The sequence below is a fragment of the Stenotrophomonas sp. YJH_SMC_25 genome, assembly GCF_059369595.1.
Window position 1 is genome coordinate 1 of record NZ_JCAFSV010000007.1, and the last position, 22,564, is coordinate 22,564.

Annotated in this window: 18 protein-coding genes; 5 read left to right on the forward strand and 13 right to left on the reverse strand. The window is 68.0% G+C overall.

The genetic code is table 11. From position 1 onward, the window contains the following. Positions 1-234: 234 nt before the first annotated feature. From AC5P7E_RS10830 to gap, 3 genes are all read right to left on the reverse strand, one after another. On the reverse strand, positions 235-1,611 hold the full coding sequence (locus AC5P7E_RS10830; protein WP_111193307.1) for a DUF3999 domain-containing protein: 1,377 nt from the start codon (positions 1,609-1,611) through the stop codon (positions 235-237). Continuing rightward, the gene (locus AC5P7E_RS10835; protein WP_197596194.1) at positions 1,608-4,271 is read right to left on the reverse strand and encodes a DUF2339 domain-containing protein; all 2,664 of its coding nucleotides are present in this window, start codon (positions 4,269-4,271) and stop codon (positions 1,608-1,610) included. Before AC5P7E_RS10835 ends, AC5P7E_RS10830 begins: the two co-directional genes overlap by 4 nt. 125 nt (positions 4,272-4,396) lie before the next feature. Continuing rightward, positions 4,397-5,401 carry a type I glyceraldehyde-3-phosphate dehydrogenase gene (gene gap, locus AC5P7E_RS10840; protein WP_005414333.1) on the reverse strand — a complete coding sequence of 335 codons (1,005 nt, stop codon included), beginning with the start codon at positions 5,399-5,401 and terminating at the stop codon, positions 4,397-4,399. A 191-nt stretch (positions 5,402-5,592) separates the two neighbouring features. Between gap and AC5P7E_RS10845 the strand changes: the two genes are divergently transcribed. The 3 genes from AC5P7E_RS10845 to AC5P7E_RS10855 all read left to right on the forward strand — a co-directional run bounded on the left by AC5P7E_RS10845 (position 5,593) and on the right by AC5P7E_RS10855 (position 8,084). After that, positions 5,593-6,222 carry an OmpW/AlkL family protein gene (locus AC5P7E_RS10845; protein WP_005410839.1) on the forward strand — a complete coding sequence of 210 codons (630 nt, stop codon included), beginning with the start codon at positions 5,593-5,595 and terminating at the stop codon, positions 6,220-6,222. A gap of 231 nt (positions 6,223-6,453) precedes the next feature. After that, positions 6,454-7,272: a S1/P1 nuclease gene (locus AC5P7E_RS10850; protein WP_012481131.1), complete on the forward strand. Its 819-nt coding sequence runs from the start codon at positions 6,454-6,456 to the stop codon at positions 7,270-7,272. Positions 7,273-7,283: 11 nt separating this feature from the next. Beyond that, complete coding sequence (locus AC5P7E_RS10855) at positions 7,284-8,084, forward strand: MBL fold metallo-hydrolase (RefSeq protein ID WP_114619130.1); 801 nt, start codon at positions 7,284-7,286, stop codon at positions 8,082-8,084. Positions 8,085-8,139: 55 nt separating this feature from the next. Here the strand turns inward: AC5P7E_RS10855 and AC5P7E_RS10860 are convergent, their stop codons facing one another. From AC5P7E_RS10860 to AC5P7E_RS10870, 3 genes are read right to left on the reverse strand one after another with little or no spacing between them, the layout of a single operon-like run. After that, complete coding sequence (locus AC5P7E_RS10860; protein ID WP_012481133.1) at positions 8,140-8,703, reverse strand: hypothetical protein; 564 nt, start codon at positions 8,701-8,703, stop codon at positions 8,140-8,142. After that, on the reverse strand, positions 8,700-9,899 hold the full coding sequence (locus tag AC5P7E_RS10865; RefSeq protein ID WP_100443403.1) for a M56 family metallopeptidase: 1,200 nt from the start codon (positions 9,897-9,899) through the stop codon (positions 8,700-8,702). The genes AC5P7E_RS10860 and AC5P7E_RS10865 overlap by 4 nt, the downstream gene beginning before the upstream one ends. Further along, positions 9,892-10,257, reverse strand: coding sequence for a BlaI/MecI/CopY family transcriptional regulator (locus AC5P7E_RS10870; protein ID WP_012481135.1), 366 nt, complete (start codon positions 10,255-10,257; stop codon positions 9,892-9,894). The genes AC5P7E_RS10865 and AC5P7E_RS10870 overlap by 8 nt, the downstream gene beginning before the upstream one ends. A gap of 118 nt (positions 10,258-10,375) precedes the next feature. On the opposite strand from AC5P7E_RS10870, the gene AC5P7E_RS10875 reads away from it, so the two are divergent. Continuing rightward, positions 10,376-10,933 (forward strand): flavin reductase family protein, encoded by a 558-nt coding sequence (locus AC5P7E_RS10875; protein ID WP_100443404.1) that lies wholly within the window; start codon positions 10,376-10,378, stop codon positions 10,931-10,933. Positions 10,934-10,967: 34 nt separating this feature from the next. Then, a complete protein-coding gene (locus tag AC5P7E_RS10880) occupies positions 10,968-12,920 on the forward strand; it encodes an acetyl-CoA hydrolase/transferase C-terminal domain-containing protein (protein ID WP_100443405.1) in 1,953 nt (650 codons plus the stop codon). 125 nt (positions 12,921-13,045) lie between these two features. Here the strand turns inward: AC5P7E_RS10880 and tkt are convergent, their stop codons facing one another. From tkt to AC5P7E_RS10915, 7 genes are all read right to left on the reverse strand, one after another. Then, positions 13,046-15,043: a transketolase gene (gene tkt, locus AC5P7E_RS10885; protein ID WP_005410847.1), complete on the reverse strand. Its 1,998-nt coding sequence runs from the start codon at positions 15,041-15,043 to the stop codon at positions 13,046-13,048. A 215-nt stretch (positions 15,044-15,258) separates the two neighbouring features. Next, complete coding sequence (locus AC5P7E_RS10890; RefSeq protein WP_005410848.1) at positions 15,259-16,578, reverse strand: dicarboxylate/amino acid:cation symporter; 1,320 nt, start codon at positions 16,576-16,578, stop codon at positions 15,259-15,261. 57 nt (positions 16,579-16,635) lie between these two features. Further along, entirely contained in the window at positions 16,636-18,351 is a 1,716-nt protein-coding gene (locus AC5P7E_RS10895; protein WP_012481138.1) for a BatD family protein, read from the reverse strand. Beyond that, on the reverse strand, positions 18,348-20,192 hold the full coding sequence (locus AC5P7E_RS10900) for a VWA domain-containing protein (RefSeq protein ID WP_060380748.1): 1,845 nt from the start codon (positions 20,190-20,192) through the stop codon (positions 18,348-18,350). Before AC5P7E_RS10900 ends, AC5P7E_RS10895 begins: the two co-directional genes overlap by 4 nt. After that, positions 20,189-21,193 (reverse strand): vWA domain-containing protein, encoded by a 1,005-nt coding sequence (locus AC5P7E_RS10905; protein WP_005410851.1) that lies wholly within the window; start codon positions 21,191-21,193, stop codon positions 20,189-20,191. The genes AC5P7E_RS10900 and AC5P7E_RS10905 overlap by 4 nt, the downstream gene beginning before the upstream one ends. Next, positions 21,190-21,639 (reverse strand): DUF4381 family protein, encoded by a 450-nt coding sequence (locus AC5P7E_RS10910; RefSeq protein ID WP_012481140.1) that lies wholly within the window; start codon positions 21,637-21,639, stop codon positions 21,190-21,192. The genes AC5P7E_RS10905 and AC5P7E_RS10910 overlap by 4 nt, the downstream gene beginning before the upstream one ends. Further along, positions 21,636-22,562 carry a DUF58 domain-containing protein gene (locus AC5P7E_RS10915; RefSeq protein ID WP_114619131.1) on the reverse strand — a complete coding sequence of 309 codons (927 nt, stop codon included), beginning with the start codon at positions 22,560-22,562 and terminating at the stop codon, positions 21,636-21,638. Before AC5P7E_RS10915 ends, AC5P7E_RS10910 begins: the two co-directional genes overlap by 4 nt. Positions 22,563-22,564: the final 2 nt, after the last annotated feature.

Here is a 22,564-nt window from a genome sequence, read left to right on the forward strand (position 1 = left end):
GACGCTGAAAACGGGCTGGTCCCTGCCTAAGGCCAGCCAGGGCGCAAGACCAAAGGCTGCCGGCCAGCGGCCGGCACTACCGTGCCCGTCTCATGGAGGGGCCAAGTCCCTCCATCAACACAGTTGCTACAGGGACGTATTCACGGCGTCCCCCAGACAACCCACCCGCCCGGCCAAGCGCGGCTTTTGCTCGAAGAATGACCACCCACGAGGGGCTCCGCCGTTCGCCGCAACCTACGCCGAAGGCGCCGGCTTCTGCCGAAGCAGGCTGACCGCCAGGCCGCCAACAACCAACACACCCAGCCCCAGCAACGCCCACAGCAACCACGCCTTCCAATCGTGCTGCGGCTTCAGCGCCGCGTCACCGGCCAGCGGCTCCGGGCTGCCCTCCAGGCGCGCCAGCGTCGGCTGCCACGACGGATCATTGCGCTGCCGCAGTTCCTCGATCAACACACCAATCGGCGCTTCCATGCGGCGCGCGGTCGCGCTGCCCACTGCCAGTGCATACGGTGCTGCCCCCTGGCTCAGGAACACCAGTACTTCCGGCTGGTAGCCCAAGCGCAGGGTCGGTGCGGTCGCAGTTTCCGCCGGGTTCGCCACCAGCTTCCAGTAGCGGTCACGATGCACGCCCCCCAGCGGCTGGGCCGCTGATTGCTGGCGCTGGCCCTGCGCGCCCTGCTGCAGTTGGTACGCGATCCATGGCGCACTGCGGCGCTGCCATTCCGCACTCTCGTCATCGCGGCTGAACAACGTCCACTGCACCAGGCTGTTGTCGGCGCTGGCCACATCCGCGCGCGCTACCGGGAAACGGCCGTCGAGTTCGAAGGTGTATTCACCCTTGCCCTTCGAGGTCGGTTCCAGCGACAGCCACTCCCACGGCAGCGTGGCCGGCGCCGGCGGCAGCTCGGCCAGCACGCTGCGCAGCGTCGGCAGGCGCGCATCGCCCTGCGCCAGCACGCGCAGATAGCGCGCCTCGCCGTCCACCTGCAGGCGGCGCTGCAGCAGGCGCTTGCCAGCACGCTGCAGGTCGACCAGCGGGATGTCACGCCCGATCGGACGCCAGTGCTGCAGGTCGTCGCTGGCATCCAGCTGCACCTGCGCCTGCAACGGCTGTCCGCTGTCAGCCCAGTCCAGCACCAGTGCCGCCAACGGTTGCTGGCCGAGCACGCTGGCATCGATCAGCCAACCACCCTGCCCGTTCGCTGCCGCACCGCCGCTCACGCGTGCTTCGACGCGACGGACACGGCCATCGGTATCGCGCTCGGTCAGCAACTGCAGATCGTTGCGCTGTGCTTCGGCCAGCGGCGGCAGCGCGAACCACGGCAGCTCACGCTGCACCGGCGGCTGTGCCAGCGGCTGGTCCGGCGCCAGCAATGCCGATGGCAACGATTGGCCGGCGGCGTTGAACACCTGCAGGTCACCCAGGTCTGCGGCACCTGCACGGCGATAGATCGCCGGCTCCAGAACCACCCTGTACGCACCGGACTGTGCGCTGGACAGCGTCAACGGCCACTGCTCGGCGTACTGCGTGCGGTAGTCGGCGGCCTGCACCGCGACGGCGGCCAGCATGCCGAACATCGCCGGCAGCAGCGCCCTGCTCCACTTCCTCATTGTTTTTCCTCCACGGACGGCGCCGCGCTGGGCGGTGCCGGTGCCAGATAACCCACGACCGTGCACAGCAGGCCGTAGGCGATGAACGATGCGATGCCCAGCAGGTTGCCCAGGTGCTGGCGATCGACGATGACCAGCTTGGCCAGCACCACGCCCATCAGCACGGCACCGACCATCCACAACACGCGCTGGCCACGGCGCGATCCCCACACCCAGGCAATCACGCCGAGCACGCTCCACAGCACGGTCAGGCTGGTCTGCGCCAGGCTGGAACGCATCATCGACGCACTCCACGACAGGCCGCCCCACTGATGCACGCCATGCAGCACCACGCTGGTCAGCGCGACGAACGTTGCCAGTGACAGCAGCGGCATGCGGATTCCCGACAGGGTCTTCGGCGCCTGATCGCTGTACAGCCAGCGTGCAAGCAGCAACAGGCTCAGCCACTGTCCGAGCTCGGCCGGATTCAATACCGGCAGCCAGAGCAGCGGCGCAGCATCGCCCGGCAGCAGCTGTCCGAACAGCCAGCCGATCGACAACAGGCCGAACAGCACGCACTGCAGCGGCTGGCGCACGCGATCGAACGCTGCACCCAGCGGCCAGCGCAGCGCATTCCAGCGCCACAGCGACAGCGCCGCCATCAACAGCCACGGCACCGTCACCAGCAACGTGGTCCAGCCCTGTGCCAGACCGGCCTCGCCACCGCCCCACAGGGCCAGCAGCGAAAGCAGAGACGGCCACAACAGCCACCACAGGAACTGCGCGATGCGCGCCACGCTGTCGCCCCCCTGGCGCAGGCAGAGCAGCGTGCGCACGCCCATCACCGCGAACACCGCCCAGGCCAGCGCACCGTAGCCGGCGAACGGCTGATGGTGCGCGTCGCTCTGCATCAGCGCCAGCGGGAAGCCCAGCGCCAGCATGGCCAGCGCGGTCACGCCCAGTGCGCGTGCCGGCTGACGGCGCTGCATTTCGGCGGCCAGCCAGGCAGTGACGGCGGCCAGCACCAGCAACGCGTCCACTTCGGTGCGGTACGGGAAGAAGCGGGTGATCTCATGCACCATGCCGCCCAGCCACCACAGCAGGCCCCACAGGTAGTAGACCAGGGCGATCTCGTGGCGTGACCTGCGCTGGTAGCTCCAGGCCGACGCGAAGCCGGCCAGGGCCAGCAGCAGCGCCCCGATGGCAGTCGGATTGATCAGGAAGCGCAGGTCCTCATGCCAGTGATCGCCACCGGCCACGAAGGCGAACGCAGCGCCCATCTGCAGCAGCGCGCCGGACACCTGCGGCAGCCAGCGCTTCTGGCGCAGGCCCAACCAGGCCAGTCCGGCGCCTTCCAGCGCGAACACCGCGCCGGTGGCCCGCGCCGACAAGGCCAGCGGCACCGCCAGCGTGGCAAAGCCCACCGCCAGCACCGCGTGCGACTGCGCCAGCACGGTGTACGACGCGCGCCTGATCAACGCCCACGCCAGCGCCGCGTAGATCGCGGCCAGGCCAAGTGCGCACAGCGCCAGCGTCATCGGCTGCTGGTACAGCATCCCCGCCTGCAACGAGAACGCGACCAACGGCGTACCGAACACCAGGCTGCCATCGACCAGGTCACGCTGCCCGGCGGGCTGCCGGCGTGCGTAGAGCAACGGGATCAGCAGGTAGAAGGCGAAGAACAGCAGCAGGAACGGCTCGGTGCTGCTGAACTTGTCAGGCGCGTACTGCAGCACGCCCCAGAACGTGCCGATACCGAAGGTGAAGGCGAAGCCCAGCAGGTTCAGCGCGCGCCACGGTCGGAACCAGGCAATGGCGAAGATGCCGGCGTTGAGCACGGCGTAGTAGCTGAACAACCCCACGTGGTTGCCGCTGCCGGTGGACAGCCACAGCGGTGCCATGAAGCCGGCGAGGATGCCCAGCACCGCCAGCGTGCGCGAGTTCTGCACCACCGCCAGCACGCACAGCGCGGCCACCAGTGCAATGGAGCTGACGAAGGCGAAGCCCGGCGGAATCAGCTCGAAACGCTTGAAGGCCGCGAAGATGGTCAGCAGCAGCACGCCGATGGCACCACCCTGCAAGGCCAGCGCAAACAGGCGCCGGCGCTCGCGCTGGTGCCAGCCGAACGCCAGCAGGCCCAGTGCACCGACGGTGACACCGGCCAGGCGCAGCTCGATCGGTAGCACCAGCCAGCCCTGGTCGCTGACGTACTTCAGCAGCGCAGCGACACCGGCCAGCAGCACCAGCATGCCGATCTTCACCGGCACGTTGCCCTCGGTGAACCAGCGCTTGACCGCGCCAATGCCGCGCTCGATGAAGTTCGGCAGCGCCGGTCCGGAAGGCAACGGTGGCTGCATCGGCGCGGGTGGCACCGGCGGTGGTGCGATCGCGCGCGGCGCCTCCGTTGCCGCAGGCACCGCTTCGCGCACCGGCGTTGGCTGAGGCGGAGGCGGAGGCGGTGCAGCAGCCGCCACCGGCCGCAGGAACGGTGGATCGGCACTGGCCACAGGGGGGGCCGCAGGCCGTTCAGGCGCGTGCATGGCGGCGACCGGCGCGGCAGCCATGGCGCTTTCCAGCGCGGCGACGCGGCGGCGCAGGCCGGCAATCATCACCAGCGCCACCCCCAGCAGCAGCGGGATGGCCAGCAGGACCAGTACGACCAGGGCAATCAGTGCTTCCATTGCGTGCTTCCATAGCGTTCCCGCGCCCCAGCGGCAGCGGTCGACCGGCCCATGCTACGACAGGGCCGGCCCCATAAACGACGAACCCCGGCCAGGCCGGGGTCCGTGTGCGATCTTCGCCGGCCTTACTTGGCGGCGATGACCTTGGCCATTTCCAGGCACTTGTTCGAGTAGCCCCACTCGTTGTCGTACCAGGTGACCAGCTTGACGAAGGTGCCGTCCAGGGCGATGCCAGCGTCGGCGTCGAACACCGAAGTGCAGGTTTCGCCGCGGAAATCGGTGGCCACCACCTTGTCTTCGGTGTAGCCCAGGATGCCCTTCAGCGGGCCTTCGCTCTGTGCCTTCACTTCCGCGCAGATCTCGGCGTAGGTGGCTTCCTTTTCCAGTTCGACGGTCAGGTCGACCACCGACACGTCCGAGGTCGGGACGCGGAAGCTCATGCCGGTCAGCTTCTTGTTCAGTTCCGGGATGACCACGCCGACGGCCTTGGCCGCACCGGTGGACGACGGGATGATGTTCTCCAGGATGCCACGGCCACCGCGCCAGTCCTTGTTGGACGGGCCATCGACGGTCTTCTGGGTGGCGGTTGCCGCATGCACGGTGGTCATCAGGCCGCGCTTGATGCCCCACTTGTCATTGATGACCTTGGCCAGCGGGGCCAGGCAGTTGGTGGTGCACGAGGCGTTGGAAATGATCGCCTGGCCGGCGTAGGTCTTGTCGTTCACGCCGTAGACGAACATCGGCGTGTCGTCCTTCGACGGCGCCGACATGATGACCTTCTTGGCGCCGGCATCGATGTGCTTCTGCGCGGTTTCCTTGGTCAGGAACAGGCCGGTGGCTTCCAGCACCACGTCGGCACCGACTTCATCCCACTTCAGGTTGGCCGGGTCGCGTTCCTGGGTCAGGCGGATCTTCTTGCCGTTGACCAGCAGGTCGTTGCCCTGCACTGCCACGTCGGCCTTGAAGCGGCCGTGCACGGAGTCGTACTTGAGCATGTACGCCAGGTAGTCCGGCTCCAGCAGATCGTTGATGGCCACGATTTCGATGTCGTCGCCGAAGTTCAGCACCGCCGAGCGCAGGACGTTACGCCCGATGCGACCGAAACCGTTGATACCAACCTTGATTGCCATTTCTCAAGCTCCTGCGGCCGCTACGGGTGCGGCGGGATGGATAGGGCCCACAAGTCTAGCAAACCGGGGCTGGCCACCGTGGGCCAGCGCCCGGGCCAGAGGGCCGGCGGACAGGATTTGATCCGGATCAAAGCGTTAGCACGGCGTGAGGCCGAGACTGTCGCCATCCACCCAGCAACGAGATCACCCCCATGCGCAAGACCTCCCCCCTGATCCTGGCCGGCCTGGCCGCCGCCCTGTCCCTCGCCGCCGCCCCGGCCATGGCCCAGTCCAAGGGCGACTGGACCGTCTCGGCCGGCGTCCACCAGGTGGCGCCGAAGTCGAACAACGGCTGGCTGGCCGGCCACACGCTGAAGGTCGACGTCGACAACGACGTCAAGCCGACCATCACCGGCGAGTACTTCATTGCCGACAACCTGGGCATCGAAGTGCTGGCCGCGCTGCCGTTCAAGCACGACATCAACATCAATGGCCTCGGCCGCGTCGGCAGCACCAAGCAGTTGCCGCCGGTGGTGACCCTGCAGTACCACTTCAACAGCAAGGGCAAGGTCTCGCCGTTCGTCGGCGCGGGCGTGAACTACACGACCTTCTTCAGCGAAGACACCACCGGTGCGCTGGCCGGCAGCAAGCTGAAGCTGCAGGATTCGTGGGGTCTGGCCGCGCATGCGGGCATCGACTTCGCGATCGGCGAGAAGGGCGCCCTGCGTGTGGACATGCGCTGGATCGACATCGACAGCAAGGTGAAGTTGAACGGCGAGAAGATCGGCACGGTCAACATCGATCCGCTGGTCTACGGCGCTTCGTACGTCTTCAAGTTCTAAGCGGTGTGTTGGGCGCGGGGGCTTCGCCCCCGCTCCCCCGCTACACGCAAAACCCTCGCAGCATGTTGCCCCGGTGATTACCGGGGCTTTTTTGTGCCTGGGACTGAAGCGGTTCCGGAGCTGGGGCGAGGCGGGGAGCAGAGCCGGGACACGCCGCGCCTCCCGCTGCGCTCCCGCTTCGGAACAGGAACGCGCCGCTCTTCAATCCACCTACCCCGCTAGAATGTGCACATGAAAGCCCTGCATTCCCTGTTCCTCGCCGCCGCCCTGGCGCCGGCCCTGCTGTCCGCTTCCGCCCCGGCCCATGCCTGGGGCGCGCAAGGCCACCGCCTTGTCGCCGAAGTCGCCGACGCCCGCCTCAATCCCACCGCCCGTGCCGAAGTGGATCGCCTGCTGGCCACCGAACCGGACGCCACGCTGGCCAGCATCGCGCCCTGGGCCGACCAGTTGCGCGCCAAGGACCCGGGCCTGGGTCGTCGCTCGGCCGGCTGGCACTACGTCAACATCGCCGAAGACAACTGCCATTACGAAGCACCGAAGCACTGCAGGAACGGCAACTGCATCGTCGAGGCCCTGAAGGCACAGAGCACCATCCTCGGCGACCGCAGCCTGACCGATGGCGAGCGCCTGCAGGCGCTGAAGTTCGTCGTGCACCTGGTCGGCGACATCCATCAGCCGATGCACGCCGGTTACGCGCACGACAAGGGCGGCAACGATTTCCAGCTGCAGTTCGGCAACCGCGGTACCAACCTGCACTCGCTGTGGGACAGCGGCATGCTCAACACCCGCAAGCTGGACGACGCGGGCTACCTGCCGCTGCTGCAGAGCCAGCGCGCGCCGAAGCTGGCGCGCCAGTCCAACCCGCAGCGCGACCCGCAGACGTGGGCCGAGGCCAGCTGCCGCATTTCCATGCAAGCTGGCGTTTATCCGGCCACGCGTAAAATCGGTGATGAATACACCGAGCGCTACCGGCCGCTGGCCGAAGCGCAGCTGCGACTGGCCGGCGAGAACCTGGCGCAGTTGCTGAACCGCGTGCTCGGCACGCGCTGAGGAGCGTTCCAATGTCAGTCCAGGTGCAGTCGTTCTTCCACCGTGACAGCAATACCTTCAGCTACCTGGCCAGCGACCCGGCCAGCGGCGAGGCGGCGCTGATCGACCCGGTCCTGGACTACGACCCGGACACCGACGCCAGCAGCGAGTCACCGCTGCGCGACGTGCTGCAGGCCATCGAACAGCAGGGCCTGCAGCTGCGTTGGCTGCTGGAAACCCACGCCCACGCCGACCATGTGTCGGCGGGGCGCCGCCTGAAGCAGCGCTTCCCGCAGGCCACGCTCGCCATCGGCGAAGGCATCCGTGCGGTGCAGGCGACGTTTGCACCACGCTATGGCCTGCAGCTTCCTGCCGCAGATGAAATCTTCGATCACCTGTTCAGCGACGGCGAAACCTTCGCTCTGGGCGAACTGCGCTGCCAGGTGATCGCCGTGCCCGGCCACACCAGCGACAGCATCGCCTACCTGATCGGCGACGCACTGTTCACCGGCGACTCGCTGTTCATGCCCGACGGCGGCACCGCCCGCTGCGATTTCCCGGGCGGCGATGCCGCACAGCTGTACCGTTCGATACAGCGCCTGCTGGCCCTGCCCGATGCGACCCGCGTATTCGTCTGCCACGACTACGGTCCGGGCGGCCGTGATTTCGCCAACGAAACCACCATCGGCGAACAACGCGCGCACAACATCCACGTGCATGACGGCGTAGCCGAGGCGGAGTTCGTCAGCGTGCGACAGGCACGCGATGCCACGCTGGAAGAACCGAAACTGATGCAGCCCGCAGTGAAGGCCAACATCCAGGGCGGGGCCTGATCGACGCCGTTGTACTGGCCGGGCATGGCCCGGCGCTACCCGGCATCACGCGCGATCATTTTCCCTGCGTGCGGACCGTCTGCTGGCCCTTCACGACCTCGAAAGTGAAGGCGTACTGCAGGGTGACGGCCACCGGTTCGACCCGCTCGGCACTGCGGCAGTCGCCGCGATCAGCCGGCACTTTGCCTGCAGCGAAGTGACAGACTGCGGCGGACGAGTACTTCCACATGGCAACCGCCTCCTGCGCTGCCTGCAGCAAGGGCGCATTCTCCGGTGCCTCACCCGCACTGCATTCGCTGCGGTCGGTCAGCGGGATGCTGCGCTCAACGCTGCCCTGCGCATCCACCACCACCTGCAGGCAGACCGTAGTCGGCGGCAGCGAGGTGCGTGGATCACGCTCGCCCACTACCGGGTCCGGTGCCGTATGCAGTTGTGGCATGCGGTAGCCTTCGCTGGCGGCCAGTGCGTAGGGCTGGATCTGGCCGGTCCCTCCCCCCGCATCGGGTCGCAGGCGCTGGTGACCGACATTCTCGCTGCGGGTATCGGCGGTGGTCAGGCGATCCTGGGTTGCACATCCCGCCAGCAGCACGGCCATCATCAGCAGCGGCGCTCGCTTCACTTCGTGTCCTCGGTGTCATCCATGGCGTAGGTAATCGGGACGCGCACGGCACCGGCCACCGGCTTGCCGTTCTTCACTGCGGGCCGATAGGTCCAGCTGCGCGCCGCAGCAATCGAGACAGCATCGAACACCCCCGGATTGGTGGCGCTGAGCACCTGGACGTCGGTGGGACGGCCTTGGGCATCCACTTCCACGCGCAGGTTCACCACGCCCACCTGGCGCTGCTCGACCGCAGATTTCGGATAGGACGGCGGCGGCATCTTGTCGACCTGGATCTCCCGATCCATGACGGACCCTGCCGGGCCTCCCGCGCCTCCGCCCTGGCTGGCCCACGCCACCGCTCCCATTCCCAGGCACAACCCGACCACCAGTACCTGTCCCGACACCCACGGCAATGCCTTCCGCTTGGACTGCCTCAACATGGCGATGCGCTCCTTCAACACGGGTTGGCTGCGCCAATGGCAGACCGCGGGCGCAACCGGGTGGACCAGCTGCGCCTTCAGCAGCGTGCTGGCGTAGAGGCCGCGCAGCGCAGGCTGCGGGCCGATGGTGCGGGCATCGCAGGCCAGTTCCTGGTCGCGCAGGAAGCGGCGTGCGGCCCATGGCAGCAACGGGTGGAACCAGAACAGCGCGCGCACCAGCAGCAGCGCGCCGTTGGCCCAGTGGTCGCCATTGCGACGGTGGCTGCGCTCGTGCTGCAGGATCAGGTGCTGTTCCTGTGCACTGAAGTGCTGGTCGAAGTCAGGGCCGACCACGATGCGCGGCCGCCACAGGCCAACCAGCGCTGGCAGGCCCGGGTCGGCGCTGGCCTGCCAGCTGCCATCGGTGCGCGGCGTCAGTGGACCCATGCGCCGTTCGAATCGACGCTGCGCGCGCAGGTCGCGCAGCAGGCAGAGGCCCGTGCCCACGGCCCAGAATGCCAGCAACAACCCGGCCCATGGCAAGGACTGGCCGGCCGCGCCATCAATGGCACCGGGCAGCACTTTCAGCGGCAGCGTGGGTACCTGCTGCAACAACGCAACCTGCGGCAACGGCAGCATCAGTGCCAGCAGCAGCATCGGCAGCAGCCACCAGCTGCGGTATGCCAGACCAGCGCCCCCCAATCGCACCAACAGCGGCCGCATCACCGCCAGCAGGACCGCGCCCACCGCCAGCCATACGCTGGCCTGCAACAGTCCGTCGAGCAGCTCAGTCATGGTCCAGCTCCTGGATCAGTTTCTTCAGTTCGGCGATGTCCTGCGCACTCAACTGGCCGCGTTCGCTGAAGTGCGCGACCAACGGCGCAACGCGCCCTTCAAAGACACGGCCGATGAAGTCCTGGCTCTGCGCCTCCACCCACGCCTGGCGCTGCAGCAGCGGCCGGTACAGGTAGCGCCGGCCATCACGCTCGGCGGCGATCGCGCCCTTGGTCAGCAGACGATTGAGCAGGGTCTTGATGGTCGGTTCGGCCCAGTCGCGGTGGGCCAGTGCGGCGACCACTTCATCGGCGCTACGCGGTGCCTGCTGCCACAGCACCTCCATCACAACGGCTTCGGCTTCGCTGATCGGAGTCATTGTTTACGTCCGTAATCGATGAACCGATTACGCGCGTAATCGAATCGCCTGTCAAGCCCCTCGACTCCAGGTTCATCCTGGCTGCGCCAGCATCGATGCCTCCCGCTCCAGGCCCCGGATGAAAGCGCTGCCCAAGAAGGATTTCCCGGTCGAGCAGGCCCGCCGCTTCCTCGAACCCGGGCCGATCGTGCTGGTCAGCACCGCCTGGCGAGGCCAGCGCAACCTGATGACGCTGGGCTGGCACATGGTGATGGGCTTCTCGCCCTCGCTGGTCGCCACCTGCCTGTGGGACGCGAACCACAGCCACGCGCTGGCCCTTGGCAGCGGCGAGTGCGTGATCAATGTGCCCGGCGTGGAGCTGCTCGACACCGTGGTGGACATCGGCAACTGCAGCGGCCGCGAGGTCGACAAATTCGCCCGTTTCGAGCTCGATGCGCTGCCCGCGCGCGAGGTCGGCGCGCCGCTGGTCGGCCAATGTCATTCGTGCTTCGAATGCCGACTCTACGACGACAGCCAGGTGCAATCGAGCAACCTGTTCATCTGGGAAATCGTGCGCGCCCACGTCGCGCCCCGGCCGAAACTGCCGCGCACGGTGCATTACCGCGGCGATGGCCAGTTCATGGTGTCCGGCGCCGAAGTCTCGCGTCGACGGCGGTTCAAGCCCGACATGCTGTAATGCCAGCACTCCCCCACACGCAGGACCGCCGCGCATGACCGAACACCTCACCGACCTGGACGCCGCCGTCGACTGGTTGTTTGCGCGCGTGGACGGGCCGCTGCGGATCGGGGCACCGCTGGCACTGGGCAAGCCGCATCGGCTGCTCAATGCCCTTTATGCACGCGTCGAGCACGATCCATCGCGGCCGCTGCAGCTGTATACCGCGCTGTCGCTGAACCCGCCGAAGGCGCGCGGCAACGGCCTGGAAGCGCGCTTCATGGCGCCGTTCGCGCAGCGCCATTTCGGCGACGATTTCCCGCGCCTGGCCTATGCCGATGCGATCGCGCGCGATGCACTGCCGGCACATGTGCAGGTGGAAGAGTTCTACATGCAGTCCGGCGCCCTGCTCGGTTCGCGCCAGGCGCAATCCAGCTATACCAGCCTGAACTACACCCACGCCGCCGATGCGGTCGCGCAGCGCGCGCCGCAGGTGATCGTGCAGAAGGTGGCGATGCGGCCGAACGATCGCCGGCTTTCGCTGTCGTGCAACAACGACATCACCCAGGACACGCTGGATGCGATGACCGCGCGCGGGCTGCCGCGACCGTTGCTGATCGCCGAGATCGATCCGCAGCTGCCTTACATGGGCGGCTCTGCCACGGTCGATGTGTCGTTCTTCGATCTGGTGATCACCCCGCCGCCGCCGTACCCGGCGCTGTTCGGGCTGCCGCGGCAGCCGGTGGGCGATGCCGACTACGCCATCGGCCTGTACGCCAGCACGCTGGTGCGCGACGGCGGCACCCTGCAGATCGGCATCGGCACGCTGGCCGACGCGCTCAGCCATGCGCTGGTACTGCGCCACACCGACAACGCGCGCTACCGCCGCGTGCTGCATGCGTTGGATCCACAGCTGGCCAGTCACCCGCTCGTGCAGGAGATCGGCGGACTGGATCCGTTCGAGGTGGGCCTGTACGGCTGCAGCGAGATGCTCAACGAAGGCTTCCGCCGGCTGGTGCAGACCGGGGTGATCAAGCGCAAGGTGCACGACGACCTGGCGCTGATGCAGCGCATCGAGAACGGCAGCACGCTGTCCATCGACCACGCCACCCTGGCCGCCGAGGGCGAGTACCTGCACGGCGCGTTCTACCTGGGCTCGCCGGAGTTCTACGAGTGGCTGCGCACGCTGCCGGAAGACGAATGCCGTGCGATCGGCATGCGCCGCATCAGCGAAATCAACCAGCTGTATGGCGGCAACGAGACGCTGGAGCGCCTGCAACGCCGCCATGCGCGCTTCTTCAACTCCTGCATGATGGCCACTGCACTGGGCGCGGCCGTGTCGGATGCGCTGGACGACGGACGTGTGGTGTCCGGCGTGGGTGGCCAGTACAACTTCGTGGCGATGGCACATGCCCTGCCGGAAGCGCGCAGCGTCTTGATGTTCCGCGCGGCGCGCGATGACAAGGGCCAGCGCGAATCCAACGTGCGCTGGAACTACGGGCACACCACCATCCCCCGCCACCTGCGCGACATCTACCTCAACGAATACGGCATCGCCGATCTGCGCGGCCTGACCGACGAGGACTGCGTGCATGCGATGACGGCGATCACCGAAGCCCCGTTCCAGAGCGGCCTGCTGCAGCAGGCACAGGCCTCGCGCAAGCTGCTGGCAGCCACGCAACCGGATCCGGAGCGCCAGCAGCGCAACACGCCACAGGCGCTGGCGGCGGCGCTGGCACCGTTCCGCGCCGACGGCAGCCTGCCGGACTATCCGCTGGGCAGCGACTTCAACGAGATCGAGCAGGTGCTGGTGAAGGCGCTGGGCTGGCTGAAGGCCAACACGCAGACCCGCGGCGACAAGCTGCGCACGGTCTGGGCGGCTCTGCGGCAACCGGCCGGCGACGGCGATGCGGTGTACCTGCAGCGCATGGGTCTACAGGCCCCGAAGGACTTCGCCGAGCGCCTGGACGCGCGACTGCTGCGGCTGGCGCTGGCGCGTACCGCCTGAGAAAAGGGGACGGAGGGGATTAAGTCGCATGTGCACAAACGACTTAATCCCCTCCGTCCCCTTTTTCCTGCGGCAAAGAAAAGGCCGGCGTGCGCCGGCCTTTTCTCATTACGTCGCGAAGCTGCTTACAGCGACTTGGCCGCTTCCACCACGTGGGCAGTGGTGATGCCGAAGTGCTTGTACAGCTGGTCGGCCGGGGCCGAGGCACCGAAGGTGTCGATACCAATCACGGCACCGTCCAGGCCGACGAACTGGCGCCAGAAACCGGTGACGCCGGCTTCCACCGCCACGCGCTTGCGCACGGCGTTCGGCAGCACCGATTCACGGTAGGCCGCATCCTGGCGCAGGAACACGTCGGTGGACGGCATCGAGACCACGCGGGTCTTGAGGCCGGCCGCGTCCAGCTGGGCCTTGGCTTCGGTGGCCAGCGAGACTTCCGAACCGGTGGCGATCAGGATCACGTCCGGGGTACCAGCAGCATCGGCCAGCACGTAGCCACCGCGCTCGATCTGGGCGATCTGCTCGGCGTTGCGCGGCTGGTGCGGCAGGTTCTGGCGGCTGAACACCAGGCAGCTCGGGCCGTCCTGGCGGGTGATCGCAGCCTTCCAGCTCACCGCCGACTCGACCGCATCGCACGGACGCCACACGTCGTTGTTCGGGATGTAGCGCAGCGAGGCCAGGTGCTCCACCGGCTGGTGGGTCGGACCATCTTCGCCCAGGCCGATCGAGTCGTGGGTGTAGACGTGGATGGCGTGGGCCGGGATCAGCGCGCTCATGCGCACGCCGTTGCGGGCGTAGTCGCTGAACACCAGGAAGGTGGCGTCGAACGGAATGAAGCCACCGTGCAGGGCCAGGCCGTTGGCAATGGCGGTCATGCCGAACTCGCGCACGCCGTAGTACACGTAGTTGGCGTTGGCGTCGTCGCTGGCGACCGACTTGCTGCCCTTCCACAGGGTCAGGTTGGAGTGCGCCAGGTCGGCCGAGCCGCCGACGATTTCCGGCAGCAGCGGGGCGTAGGCTTCGATGGCCAGCTGCGACGCCTTGCGCGAGGCGATCGTCGGGCCTTCGGCGGCCACCTGGGCGATGTAGGCATCGGCCTTGGCAACGAAGTCGGCCGGCAGTTCGCCATGCGAGCGGCGGGTCAGTTCGGCCGCTTCAGCCGGGTACTGGCTGGCGTACTTGTCGAACAGCTGTTCCCATTCGGCCTGGCGCAGCGTGCCGGCGCCGTTGGCGCGCCAGCCGTCGTAGATCGCCTGCGGGATCTCGAACGGACCGTATTCCCAGCCCAGCTGCTTGCGGGTGGCTTCCAGTTCGTCCTTGCCCAGCGGTGCGCCGTGGCTGGATTCCTTGCCCGCCTTGTTCGGCGAACCAAAGCCAATGGTGGTGCGGCAGCAGATCAGGGTCGGCTTGTCGCTCTGCGACAGCGCGGCCTCGATGCCGGCCTTGATGCTCTCCGGGTCATGGCCATCGACATCGCGCACCACGTTCCAGCCATAAGCCTCGAAACGCTCCGGGGTGTTGTCGGTGAACCAGCCTTCGACGTTGCCGTCGATGGAGATGTGGTTGTTGTCCCAGAAGCAGACCAGCTTGTGCAGGCCCCAGGTACCGGCCAGCGAAGCGGCTTCATGCGACACACCTTCCATCAGGCAGCCATCGCCCATGAACACCCAGGTGCGGTGGTCGACCACTTCCAGCTCCGGGCGGTTGAAGCGCTGTGCCAGCAGCTTCTCGGCCAGGGCGAAGCCCACGGCATTGGCGAAACCCTGGCCCAGCGGGCCGGTGGTGGTTTCCACGCCCGGGGTCTCGTGGCGTTCCGGGTGACCGGCGGTGTGGCTACCCAGCTGGCGGAACAGCTTCAGCTGCTCGATCGGCAGGTCGTAACCGCTCAGGTGCAGCAGCGCGTACTGCAGCATCGAACCGTGGCCGTTGGACAGCACGAAACGGTCGCGGTTGAACCAGTGCGGGTTGCTCGGGTTATGGCGGAGGTAGTCGTTCCAGAGGACTTCGGCGATGTCGGCCATGCCCATGGGCATGCCGGGATGGCCGGACTTTGCGGTTTCAACCGCATCGGCGGCAAGGAAGCGGATGGCGTTGGCCAACTGGCGACGGGTAGGCTGCGTCATGGTTCTGTCGGAATCGGGAGGCGGCCGCGGACGTGCGGGCGGCCTATTGTCCCATAGTCGCCGGGCGGGGGGTCGGTTCAGCTTGCCCGGTCGTGCCGGCCGCTGGCCGGCAACGTCGTCATCTCCCCCGGATTCCGCATGTGAAGCGGGGTCGGAGCCCTTTCCTTGCGGAAAGGAATCCGACCCCGATCAGGTCGCCAGCAGTGGCGTTGGACTCAGTCCTGCTGCGGGCCCAGCGCCGGGCCGTCGTGCGATTCGCCCTTGGCCACCAGGGTGGTCAGGGCCAGGTCGCCGGTCACGTTCAGCGCCGTACGGCACATGTCCAGGAAGTGGTTCACGCCCAGGATCAGGCCAATGCCCAGCGGGTTCACGCCCACCATCGCACAGATCATCGCCACCACCGGCAGCGAGCCCGACGGCACGCCGGCGGTGCCGATGCCACCGAGGATGCAGACCGCCATCACCATGATCTGCTGGCCGATGCTCAGGTCCACGCCGAAGAACTGGGCCAGGAAGATCACCGTCACGCCCTCGAACAGCGCGGTGCCGTTCTGGTTGGCGGTGGCGCCCACGGTCAGCACGAAGCGCGACACGCGCTGCGGCAGGCCCATCTGGTCGGCCACGCGCAGCGCGGTCGGCAGGGTGGCGTTGCTGGAGGCGGTGGAGAACGCCATCACCGTCGCTTCCTGGGTATCGCGGAAGAACGACAGCGGCGAACGGCCGGACAGCCAAACGGCGGTACCGTAGGTCACGATCATGTGCAGGCCGAGTGCCAGCACCACCACGCCCACGTAGGCACCGAGGCGGATGATCAGCTCGAAGCCGAACAGCGCGGCCAGGTTGAACATGAAGCAGGCCACCGCATACGGGGCCAGGCGGATGACCAGGTTGATCAGGGTCATCGAGATTTCGAACACGCCCTCGATTGCGCGGCGCAGCGGGGCCACCTTCTCGTTGTCGGTCAGCACCATGCCGATGCCGAACATCAGCGCGAAGAACATCAGCGACAGGATCGCACCGTTGTCGGACGCGGCCTGCAGCACGTTGCTCGGCACGATCGACAGCAGCATGTCCATGCCCTTCGGCGTGCCATGGATGCCAGCAACGATTTCCTTGCTGCGCTCGGCGTTCTCCGAGAGCATCATCGCGGCGACCTGCGGATCGACGCCGGCACCCGGCTTGAGCAGGTTGACCAGCACTAGGCCGATGCCCACGGCAATGCCGGACAGCAGCACGGTATACGCCAGGGTCTTCCAGCCGATGCGGCCAAGGGCGCGGATGTCGCCCATCTCCGACACGCCCATGATCAGCGCCGAGAAGATCAGCGGCACGATCAGCATGAAGATCAGGTTGAGGAACAGGCCCGACGCCGGGGTGGTGATGTAGTCCATTACCCACTTGGCACCGGCCTGCAGACCATCGACGCTGCCGCCCAGGGCGTGCACGATCAGTCCCAGGATCAGGCCGATCGCAAAGCCGATGCCCATCTTCCAATGCAGGGGCAACTTCTTCTTGTCGGCAGCAGCTGCTGTCATGCGCGGGTTTCCTCGAAAAATGAATGCACTCTAACAAAGCGCGCAAGCGGCGCCGGTTCAGGTTCGCCGCGTTGGATACAGCGGCGCCAGGCCAGTGTCAGCGGCGCCGGTAGCCGCCGACCAGTGCGGTCCGTCACGGAAGACCTCGCGCAGACGCGCGCGCAGCGATGCCAGGTCGCCCTGCCCGCCCCAGCGTGCCTGCTGCAGGTCCTGCAGCACCTGGCGCTGGCCAGGGTCATCCAACCGCGCGATGACCTGCTCGATGCGCTCAACCCCGGCCATCGCGCACAGCTGCGCTTCCACCTGATCGAAGCCTTCGCCATCCAGCGTGCGGCGCAGTTCGGTCAGGCCGGCACGTCCGCGCGTCACAGTCGGCACAGAGGGCTTGCCGGCTGCAGGCGTCGCCGCACGCGGTCGGCGGCCTCGCTGCCAGCCCCACAACAGGGTCAGCAGCCACAGCAGCGCCAGTCCGATGGCCGCGCCCATCCACGGCCACGGGCGTTCGGCCAGGCCGCTGGCGCGCGGATCGGACGCGGCGATGCGGCTGTCCTGGCCATCGCCACCCGGCAGCGCAGCATCGGTGTCGATCGGCGGCAGCGGCGCAGGTGAAGCACTGCCACCGCCACTGCCGGCTGCGACAGCCAGTGTCAGGTCCGGCAGCTTCGCTTCCTGCGCCTTGCCTGCGCGCACATCCCACCACGGCAGGCGCGGCCCCGGCACCACCAGCGAGCCTGGCTGGCGCGGCACGATCGAATAGCGGCGGGTGATCTTCAGCCGCGGCGTGCTGCCATTGAACGATTCTTCGTACTGCGCAGGTTCGGCGAATACCTGCGCATGGGTGCCCAGATCCGGCACCGGCAGGTCGGTGAACTGTGCACGGGTTGCCCCTTCGGCAATCGCCTCGACCACCACAGTGGCGGCCTCACCGGTACGGGCGCTGGTCGGCGCACTGGTGTAGCGCAGCTGGAGGCTCTGCAGCGGAAGCCATGGCTGCGGCGCCTGTGCCGGTTGCGTCTGTACCTGCAGCGTGCGATCGGCGCCGGTGGCATTCATGCGGCCGTCGCCGCCGCCGAAGAAGTCGTCGAAGAAGCCACCGGCACTGCGCCCACTGAAACGCGCACCGGCCAGCCGAAGTGCACCGCTGCGCTCGGGGATCAGCAGGAAGCGGCGCTCGACCACGTTGTAGCGGCGGCCGTTGACCTGCCGCACATCGGTGCGGTCATCGCCTACCCGCTGCAGCGACGCACCCGCCGGGGTATCCAGCACCAGTTCGCCAGAGGCCAGCTGAGAGGCGAAGAACAGCCTCACCACCACGCCTACGCTCTGCTGCACATACGGCGTTTCGTCATCGACAACGGTTTCGATGAATGCCGCCGCATTGCTGTCGGGGCCGGCCACGGCAGCGGCATCCACCTGCAGGGTCAGCGGCGCGGTACGGACGCTGCCCACCTGCAGGCCCGGCACCACCAGTGCACCACTACGCCGTGGCGTCAGCGCCACGCCATACAGGTTGCGCTGCTGCATGCTGCCGTTGCTCCACTCCACCTGGCGGCTGCTGGTCTGCCCGCTGAGGTCGAAGTCGGTACGCAACGGTGTGAAGTCAGGGGCGCCCTGGTCGCTCTCGACATTGAGCGTGACCGTGTCGCCCATCGCGATGCGGTCGCGATCCAGCCACGCGCGCGGCTGCGCCCAGGCCAGCAGCGGCAGCCACAGCAGCAGCGCCGCCAGTACCTGTCGGGGCCAGTGCCCGTGCATGTTGATCGCCCGCGTCATCGCCCTTCCCTCTTCCTGCGTTCATTTTCCAGCTGGAACTTGGCCCGCAGCAATGCGCCCGGATCATCCGGCACGCGCCGCATCCACGCCTCCACCGCCTGTTGCTCCTCGCGTTGGCGCGGAGTAGTGCCGTCACTGCCTGGCACGGGTTTGCCATCCTGTTCGCCCTTGCCCTCACGTGCCTGCTGCATCGCCTGCTGCATGCGCTGGCGCTGCTGCTCATCAGCCTGGGCCTGCGCCTTGGCATCCTCCACCTGTGGTGGCGCCTGCTGTCCATCGCGGCCACGCTCGCCGGGCTGAGGCGCCGACTGCGCGTCGTCGTCACCCGCCTGGGGCTGCCCCTGCTGGCCCTGCTGAGATGGTGGCTGACCCTGTCCTTGATCCTTCTGACCCTGCTGCGGTTGCTGGCCCTGCGGGTTCCGCTGGCCCTGTGAATTGTTCTGCTGCTTCTGCTGCCCGTTCTGCTGCGGTTTCTGCTGGTCCTGGCCCTGCCCCCCCGACTGCTTGCGCTTGCGTGCGGCATCAACCACGGCACGGTTGGCGACCGCATCGGCCATGCCGGGATGCAGCGCCAGCGCGCGGTCGTAGGCGGCGATGGCTTCGTCGTAGCTGCCCTGGCGCGCCAGCGTGTTGGCCAGGTTGTACCAGCCCGCATCACTGTCGATGCCCTCGAACTGCTTGCGCGCAGTGGCGAAGTCGCCCGCGCGGTAGGCCTGCACGCCGTCGGCCAGGCGCTGGTGCTGCAACTGGTCGGCGCGCTTCCACAGCGTGCCCTGCGATGGCGGCGAAGCGGGCGCTGGAGCTGCCTGCGCCTGCACATCCCCCATCCATGGCAGCAGGCCCACCGCCAGCACTGCGGCCAGCAGCGCGCGGCGGCGGAAGGCGAGCAGCGCCAGCAGCATCACCGGTGGCAGCAGCCAGAATCCTTCATCGCGCCATTGCCTGCCCTCGCCGGGCCGCTGCGCCGCAGTACCTTCGCGTGCATCAAGCACACCCAGTGCGCGCAGGTCACTGCCATCGGCGGTGATGCGCGCATAGCGACCGCCACCTGCCGTGGCCACCGCACGCAGGCGACCTTCGTCCAGCGCAGCCTGGCGGATCTGTCCGCTGTCGTCACGATACGCCGCACCCGCCGGTGTACCGAGCCCCAGCACCGACACCTGCAGGCCGAGCCCACGTGCCTGCGCGGCCGCCAATGCAGCTTCACCATCGGCTTGATCGGTGACCAGCAGGATCTGTCCCTGCGGTGCAGCGATCTGCCGCATCAGCCGCGTGGCCCAGTCGATGCCACGGTCGGCACGCTGGCCATCACGCGGCATCACATCCGGCGACAAGGCATCCAGATACAGCGCGACGTTGCTGCCGTCATCGGTCAGCGGCGCGACGGTGTAGGCATCTTCGGCGTACACCACCAGCCCCACCTGCCCACCCTTGCGTGCGCGCAGGAGCTCGCCGACCTTGGCCCTTGCCTGCAGCAGGCGCGACGGTGGCAGGTCGGTGGCAGTGATGCGGCTGGACAGATCCAGCACGATCAGCAGCGGTGCGCTGGGCTGGAACATCGGCTGTGCCTGCTGCCGCCAGCTCGGCCCCGCCATCGCCAGTGCTGCCAGCGTCCAACCCAGCAGCACTGCCAATGGCAGCCGCACGCGACGGCGAGCACCGGCCGCCAGCAGATGCGGCAACAGGTGCGCATCCACCGCCTGCCGCCACGCATCGCTGCGCCGCTGCCGGTACAGCGCCACGGCGAGAATCACCGGCAAGGCCAGCAAGGCCCACAGCCATTCCGGGCGCAGGAAGTGCAGTGCATTCCAGTCGGGAAGATGGGATGCCAACGCGATCATCGACGGCGCTCCGGCCACACCCATGCCAATGCCCCCAGCAGCAAGGCCAAGCCCAATGGCCACGCATAGCGCTCCTCGCGCGGGCGCAGGCTCGGCCCCTTCGCAGCGATCGGCTCCAGACGATCCAGTTCGGCGTAGATGCCGGCCAGCTGCGCGGTATCGCGTGCACGGAAGAACTGGCCACCGGTCAGGCTGGCAATCTTCTTCAACGTGGCCTCGTCGACCGGGTCCTGGTCAGCGGAAATCGGAATACCGAGGAAGCGCATGCTGCCATCGCCACCGAACGCGACGGTGTGGATGCGCACCCCTTCAGCCTGCGCGACTTCGGCCGCACGCAGCGGTTCCAGCACGCCGGCATTGCTGACGCCGTCGGTCAGCAGGATCAGTACACGTTGCCCTTCCGGCTGGCTGCGCAGGCGCTTCACCGCCAGGCCGATGGCATCACCGATGGCCGTCTCGCGCCCGGCCAGGCCGACCACGCTGTCGCGCAGCTGGTCGCGCACGCTGGCCAGGTCCGCAGTGAGTGGCGTGAGCGTATAAGCGCGGTCCCCGAAGATCAGCAGGCCGATGCGATCGCCGGCACGACGATCCAGGAAATCGGCCAGCACGGCCTTGGCTGCGGTGAGGCGATCCACCGCCTGCCCCCCCAGCACCATGTCGCCCTCGCCCATGCTGCCGGACACGTCCATGGCCAGCATCATCTGCCTGCCCTGCTGCGGTGGCGTGATCGCTTCGCCCAGCTGTTGCGGGCGAGCCAGTGCGACGCACAGCGCGCACCAGCCCAGCCACAACAGCAGCGTACGCAGCCACGAAACATCAACGCGGCCGCCACCGGCCAGCGCTTCCAGTTCCGTCGCCGCATAGGGCACGCGCAGCGCAGCGCCGGGATCGGCACGACGCTTCCACCAGCGCATCAGCAGTGGCAGCGGCAACGCCAGCAGGGCCAGCGGCCACGCCAGCTGCAGGTCAGGCCACGGCCAGTAACTCGCCAGCAGGTTCATCGGCGGCGCTCCAGCAGCATCGCCAGGTAGCGCTCGCGCGCCCAGCTACGCACGGCCGCCACTTCGCTGGCGTCCACGCGGGGACGATAGGCACCTTCGGCCAGCAGGCTGCGACGCGCATCCGGCAACGTGCCCTTCGGATCCACGCGCTGCCACCAGGCATCGTCACGCAGGGATTCACTGCCGGGCTGTGCCTGTCGCGCGGCGCGACGCAGCAGGCCGGCGATCGCCGCCAGTTCCGCGGTGGCATCGGCGGTGGTGGCCAGCTCCTGGTCGAACGCCTGTAACCAGCGTTGGCGACGACGGCGGCGCTGCCACCACAGCAGGGCCAGCGCCAGGATCACCAGCAACACCGCGCCACCGACCATCAGATAGCCGGGGGCCGGCGGCCACCACGACGGTGCCGGCGGCAACTGCACATCGCGCAGCGGAAGGTTGGCGCTCATGCCGGCACCTCGGTTACCGGTGGTGCCAACCAGGCGTCGCTGGGCGCATCGGTGGACAACACCTGCACGTCAACGCGGCGTGCGCCGAGCTGGCGGCGCAGCGCCTGCAGTGGTTCGACGAAGTGCGCCTGCCAGTGCGCCTGCACCTCGCTGCGACGCAGGTCGAGGCCAATGCGCTGCTGCGCGGTCTGGAACTGCAGGGCCGCCGAGGGCGGTTGCAGTTCGAGGGGATCGACCAGCAGCACCAGGCTGAGGTCATGGTGCTGGGCCAGCGCGCTCCAGCGCACGACGGGAATCCGCGCGGCCTGCTGCGGATCGGCCAGCACCAGCATGCGCGCCCCGGGGCGCAGCACGCGGGCGGCATGGTCCAGCGCGCGTTCCAGGCCGAGATCGTCGGCGGGTGGCTGTGTGTACCAGCGGGTGAGTGCGTCGAGCACACGCAGTACACCACGCGGCCCACCCGCAGGTGCAATCGGCGCTTCGCGGTCACTGCCGCGCAGGGCACCCACGCGGTCACCGCGACGCTGCGCCGACCACGCGGCGACGGCGCCCGCGCGTGCCGCCTGCACCGACTTGAATCGCACGCGGGTGCCGAAATACAGCGCCGGCGACGTATCGGCCACGATCAGGCTGACCCGCTCGCGTTCGGCCTGGAAAAGCTTGGTATGGGCACGGCCGGTCCGCGCGGTCACGCGCCAGTCGATATGCCGTGCATCATCACCGGCCACGTACTCGCGTGACTCGGCGTACTCCATGCCACGCCCACGCAGCGGCGACGGCGCCTGCCCGGCGTTGCCGGCACGGCCACGGCGTGGCGGCGGCCGCTGTGCCAGCCGGCGCAGGGCTACCAGTTCGGACAGGTGCGGGCGCAGTCCGTCGCCATCACTGACGGTGGATGCGGCTTCCAGGGATGGATCGGTCATGC

Bases quoted from the DNA above. Each gene is read 5' to 3' on its own strand.
- AC5P7E_RS10830 (WP_111193307.1), bottom strand. From the start codon at position 1,611: ATGAGGAAGTGGAGCAGGGCGCTGCTGCCGGCGATGTTCGGCATGCTG.
- AC5P7E_RS10835 (WP_197596194.1), bottom strand. From the start codon at position 4,271: ATGGAAGCACTGATTGCCCTGGTCGTACTGGTCCTGCTGGCCATCCCG.
- gap (WP_005414333.1), bottom strand. From the start codon at position 5,401: ATGGCAATCAAGGTTGGTATCAACGGTTTCGGTCGCATCGGGCGTAAC.
- AC5P7E_RS10845 (WP_005410839.1), top strand. From the start codon at position 5,593: ATGCGCAAGACCTCCCCCCTGATCCTGGCCGGCCTGGCCGCCGCCCTG.
- AC5P7E_RS10850 (WP_012481131.1), top strand. From the start codon at position 6,454: ATGAAAGCCCTGCATTCCCTGTTCCTCGCCGCCGCCCTGGCGCCGGCC.
- AC5P7E_RS10855 (WP_114619130.1), top strand. From the start codon at position 7,284: ATGTCAGTCCAGGTGCAGTCGTTCTTCCACCGTGACAGCAATACCTTC.
- AC5P7E_RS10865 (WP_100443403.1), bottom strand. From the start codon at position 9,899: ATGACTGAGCTGCTCGACGGACTGTTGCAGGCCAGCGTATGGCTGGCG.
- AC5P7E_RS10870 (WP_012481135.1), bottom strand. From the start codon at position 10,257: ATGACTCCGATCAGCGAAGCCGAAGCCGTTGTGATGGAGGTGCTGTGG.
- AC5P7E_RS10875 (WP_100443404.1), top strand. From the start codon at position 10,376: ATGAAAGCGCTGCCCAAGAAGGATTTCCCGGTCGAGCAGGCCCGCCGC.
- AC5P7E_RS10880 (WP_100443405.1), top strand. From the start codon at position 10,968: ATGACCGAACACCTCACCGACCTGGACGCCGCCGTCGACTGGTTGTTT.
- tkt (WP_005410847.1), bottom strand. From the start codon at position 15,043: ATGACGCAGCCTACCCGTCGCCAGTTGGCCAACGCCATCCGCTTCCTT.
- AC5P7E_RS10890 (WP_005410848.1), bottom strand. From the start codon at position 16,578: ATGACAGCAGCTGCTGCCGACAAGAAGAAGTTGCCCCTGCATTGGAAG.
- AC5P7E_RS10895 (WP_012481138.1), bottom strand. From the start codon at position 18,351: ATGACGCGGGCGATCAACATGCACGGGCACTGGCCCCGACAGGTACTG.
- AC5P7E_RS10900 (WP_060380748.1), bottom strand. From the start codon at position 20,192: ATGATCGCGTTGGCATCCCATCTTCCCGACTGGAATGCACTGCACTTC.
- AC5P7E_RS10905 (WP_005410851.1), bottom strand. From the start codon at position 21,193: ATGAACCTGCTGGCGAGTTACTGGCCGTGGCCTGACCTGCAGCTGGCG.
- AC5P7E_RS10910 (WP_012481140.1), bottom strand. From the start codon at position 21,639: ATGAGCGCCAACCTTCCGCTGCGCGATGTGCAGTTGCCGCCGGCACCG.
- AC5P7E_RS10915 (WP_114619131.1), bottom strand. From the start codon at position 22,562: ATGACCGATCCATCCCTGGAAGCCGCATCCACCGTCAGTGATGGCGAC.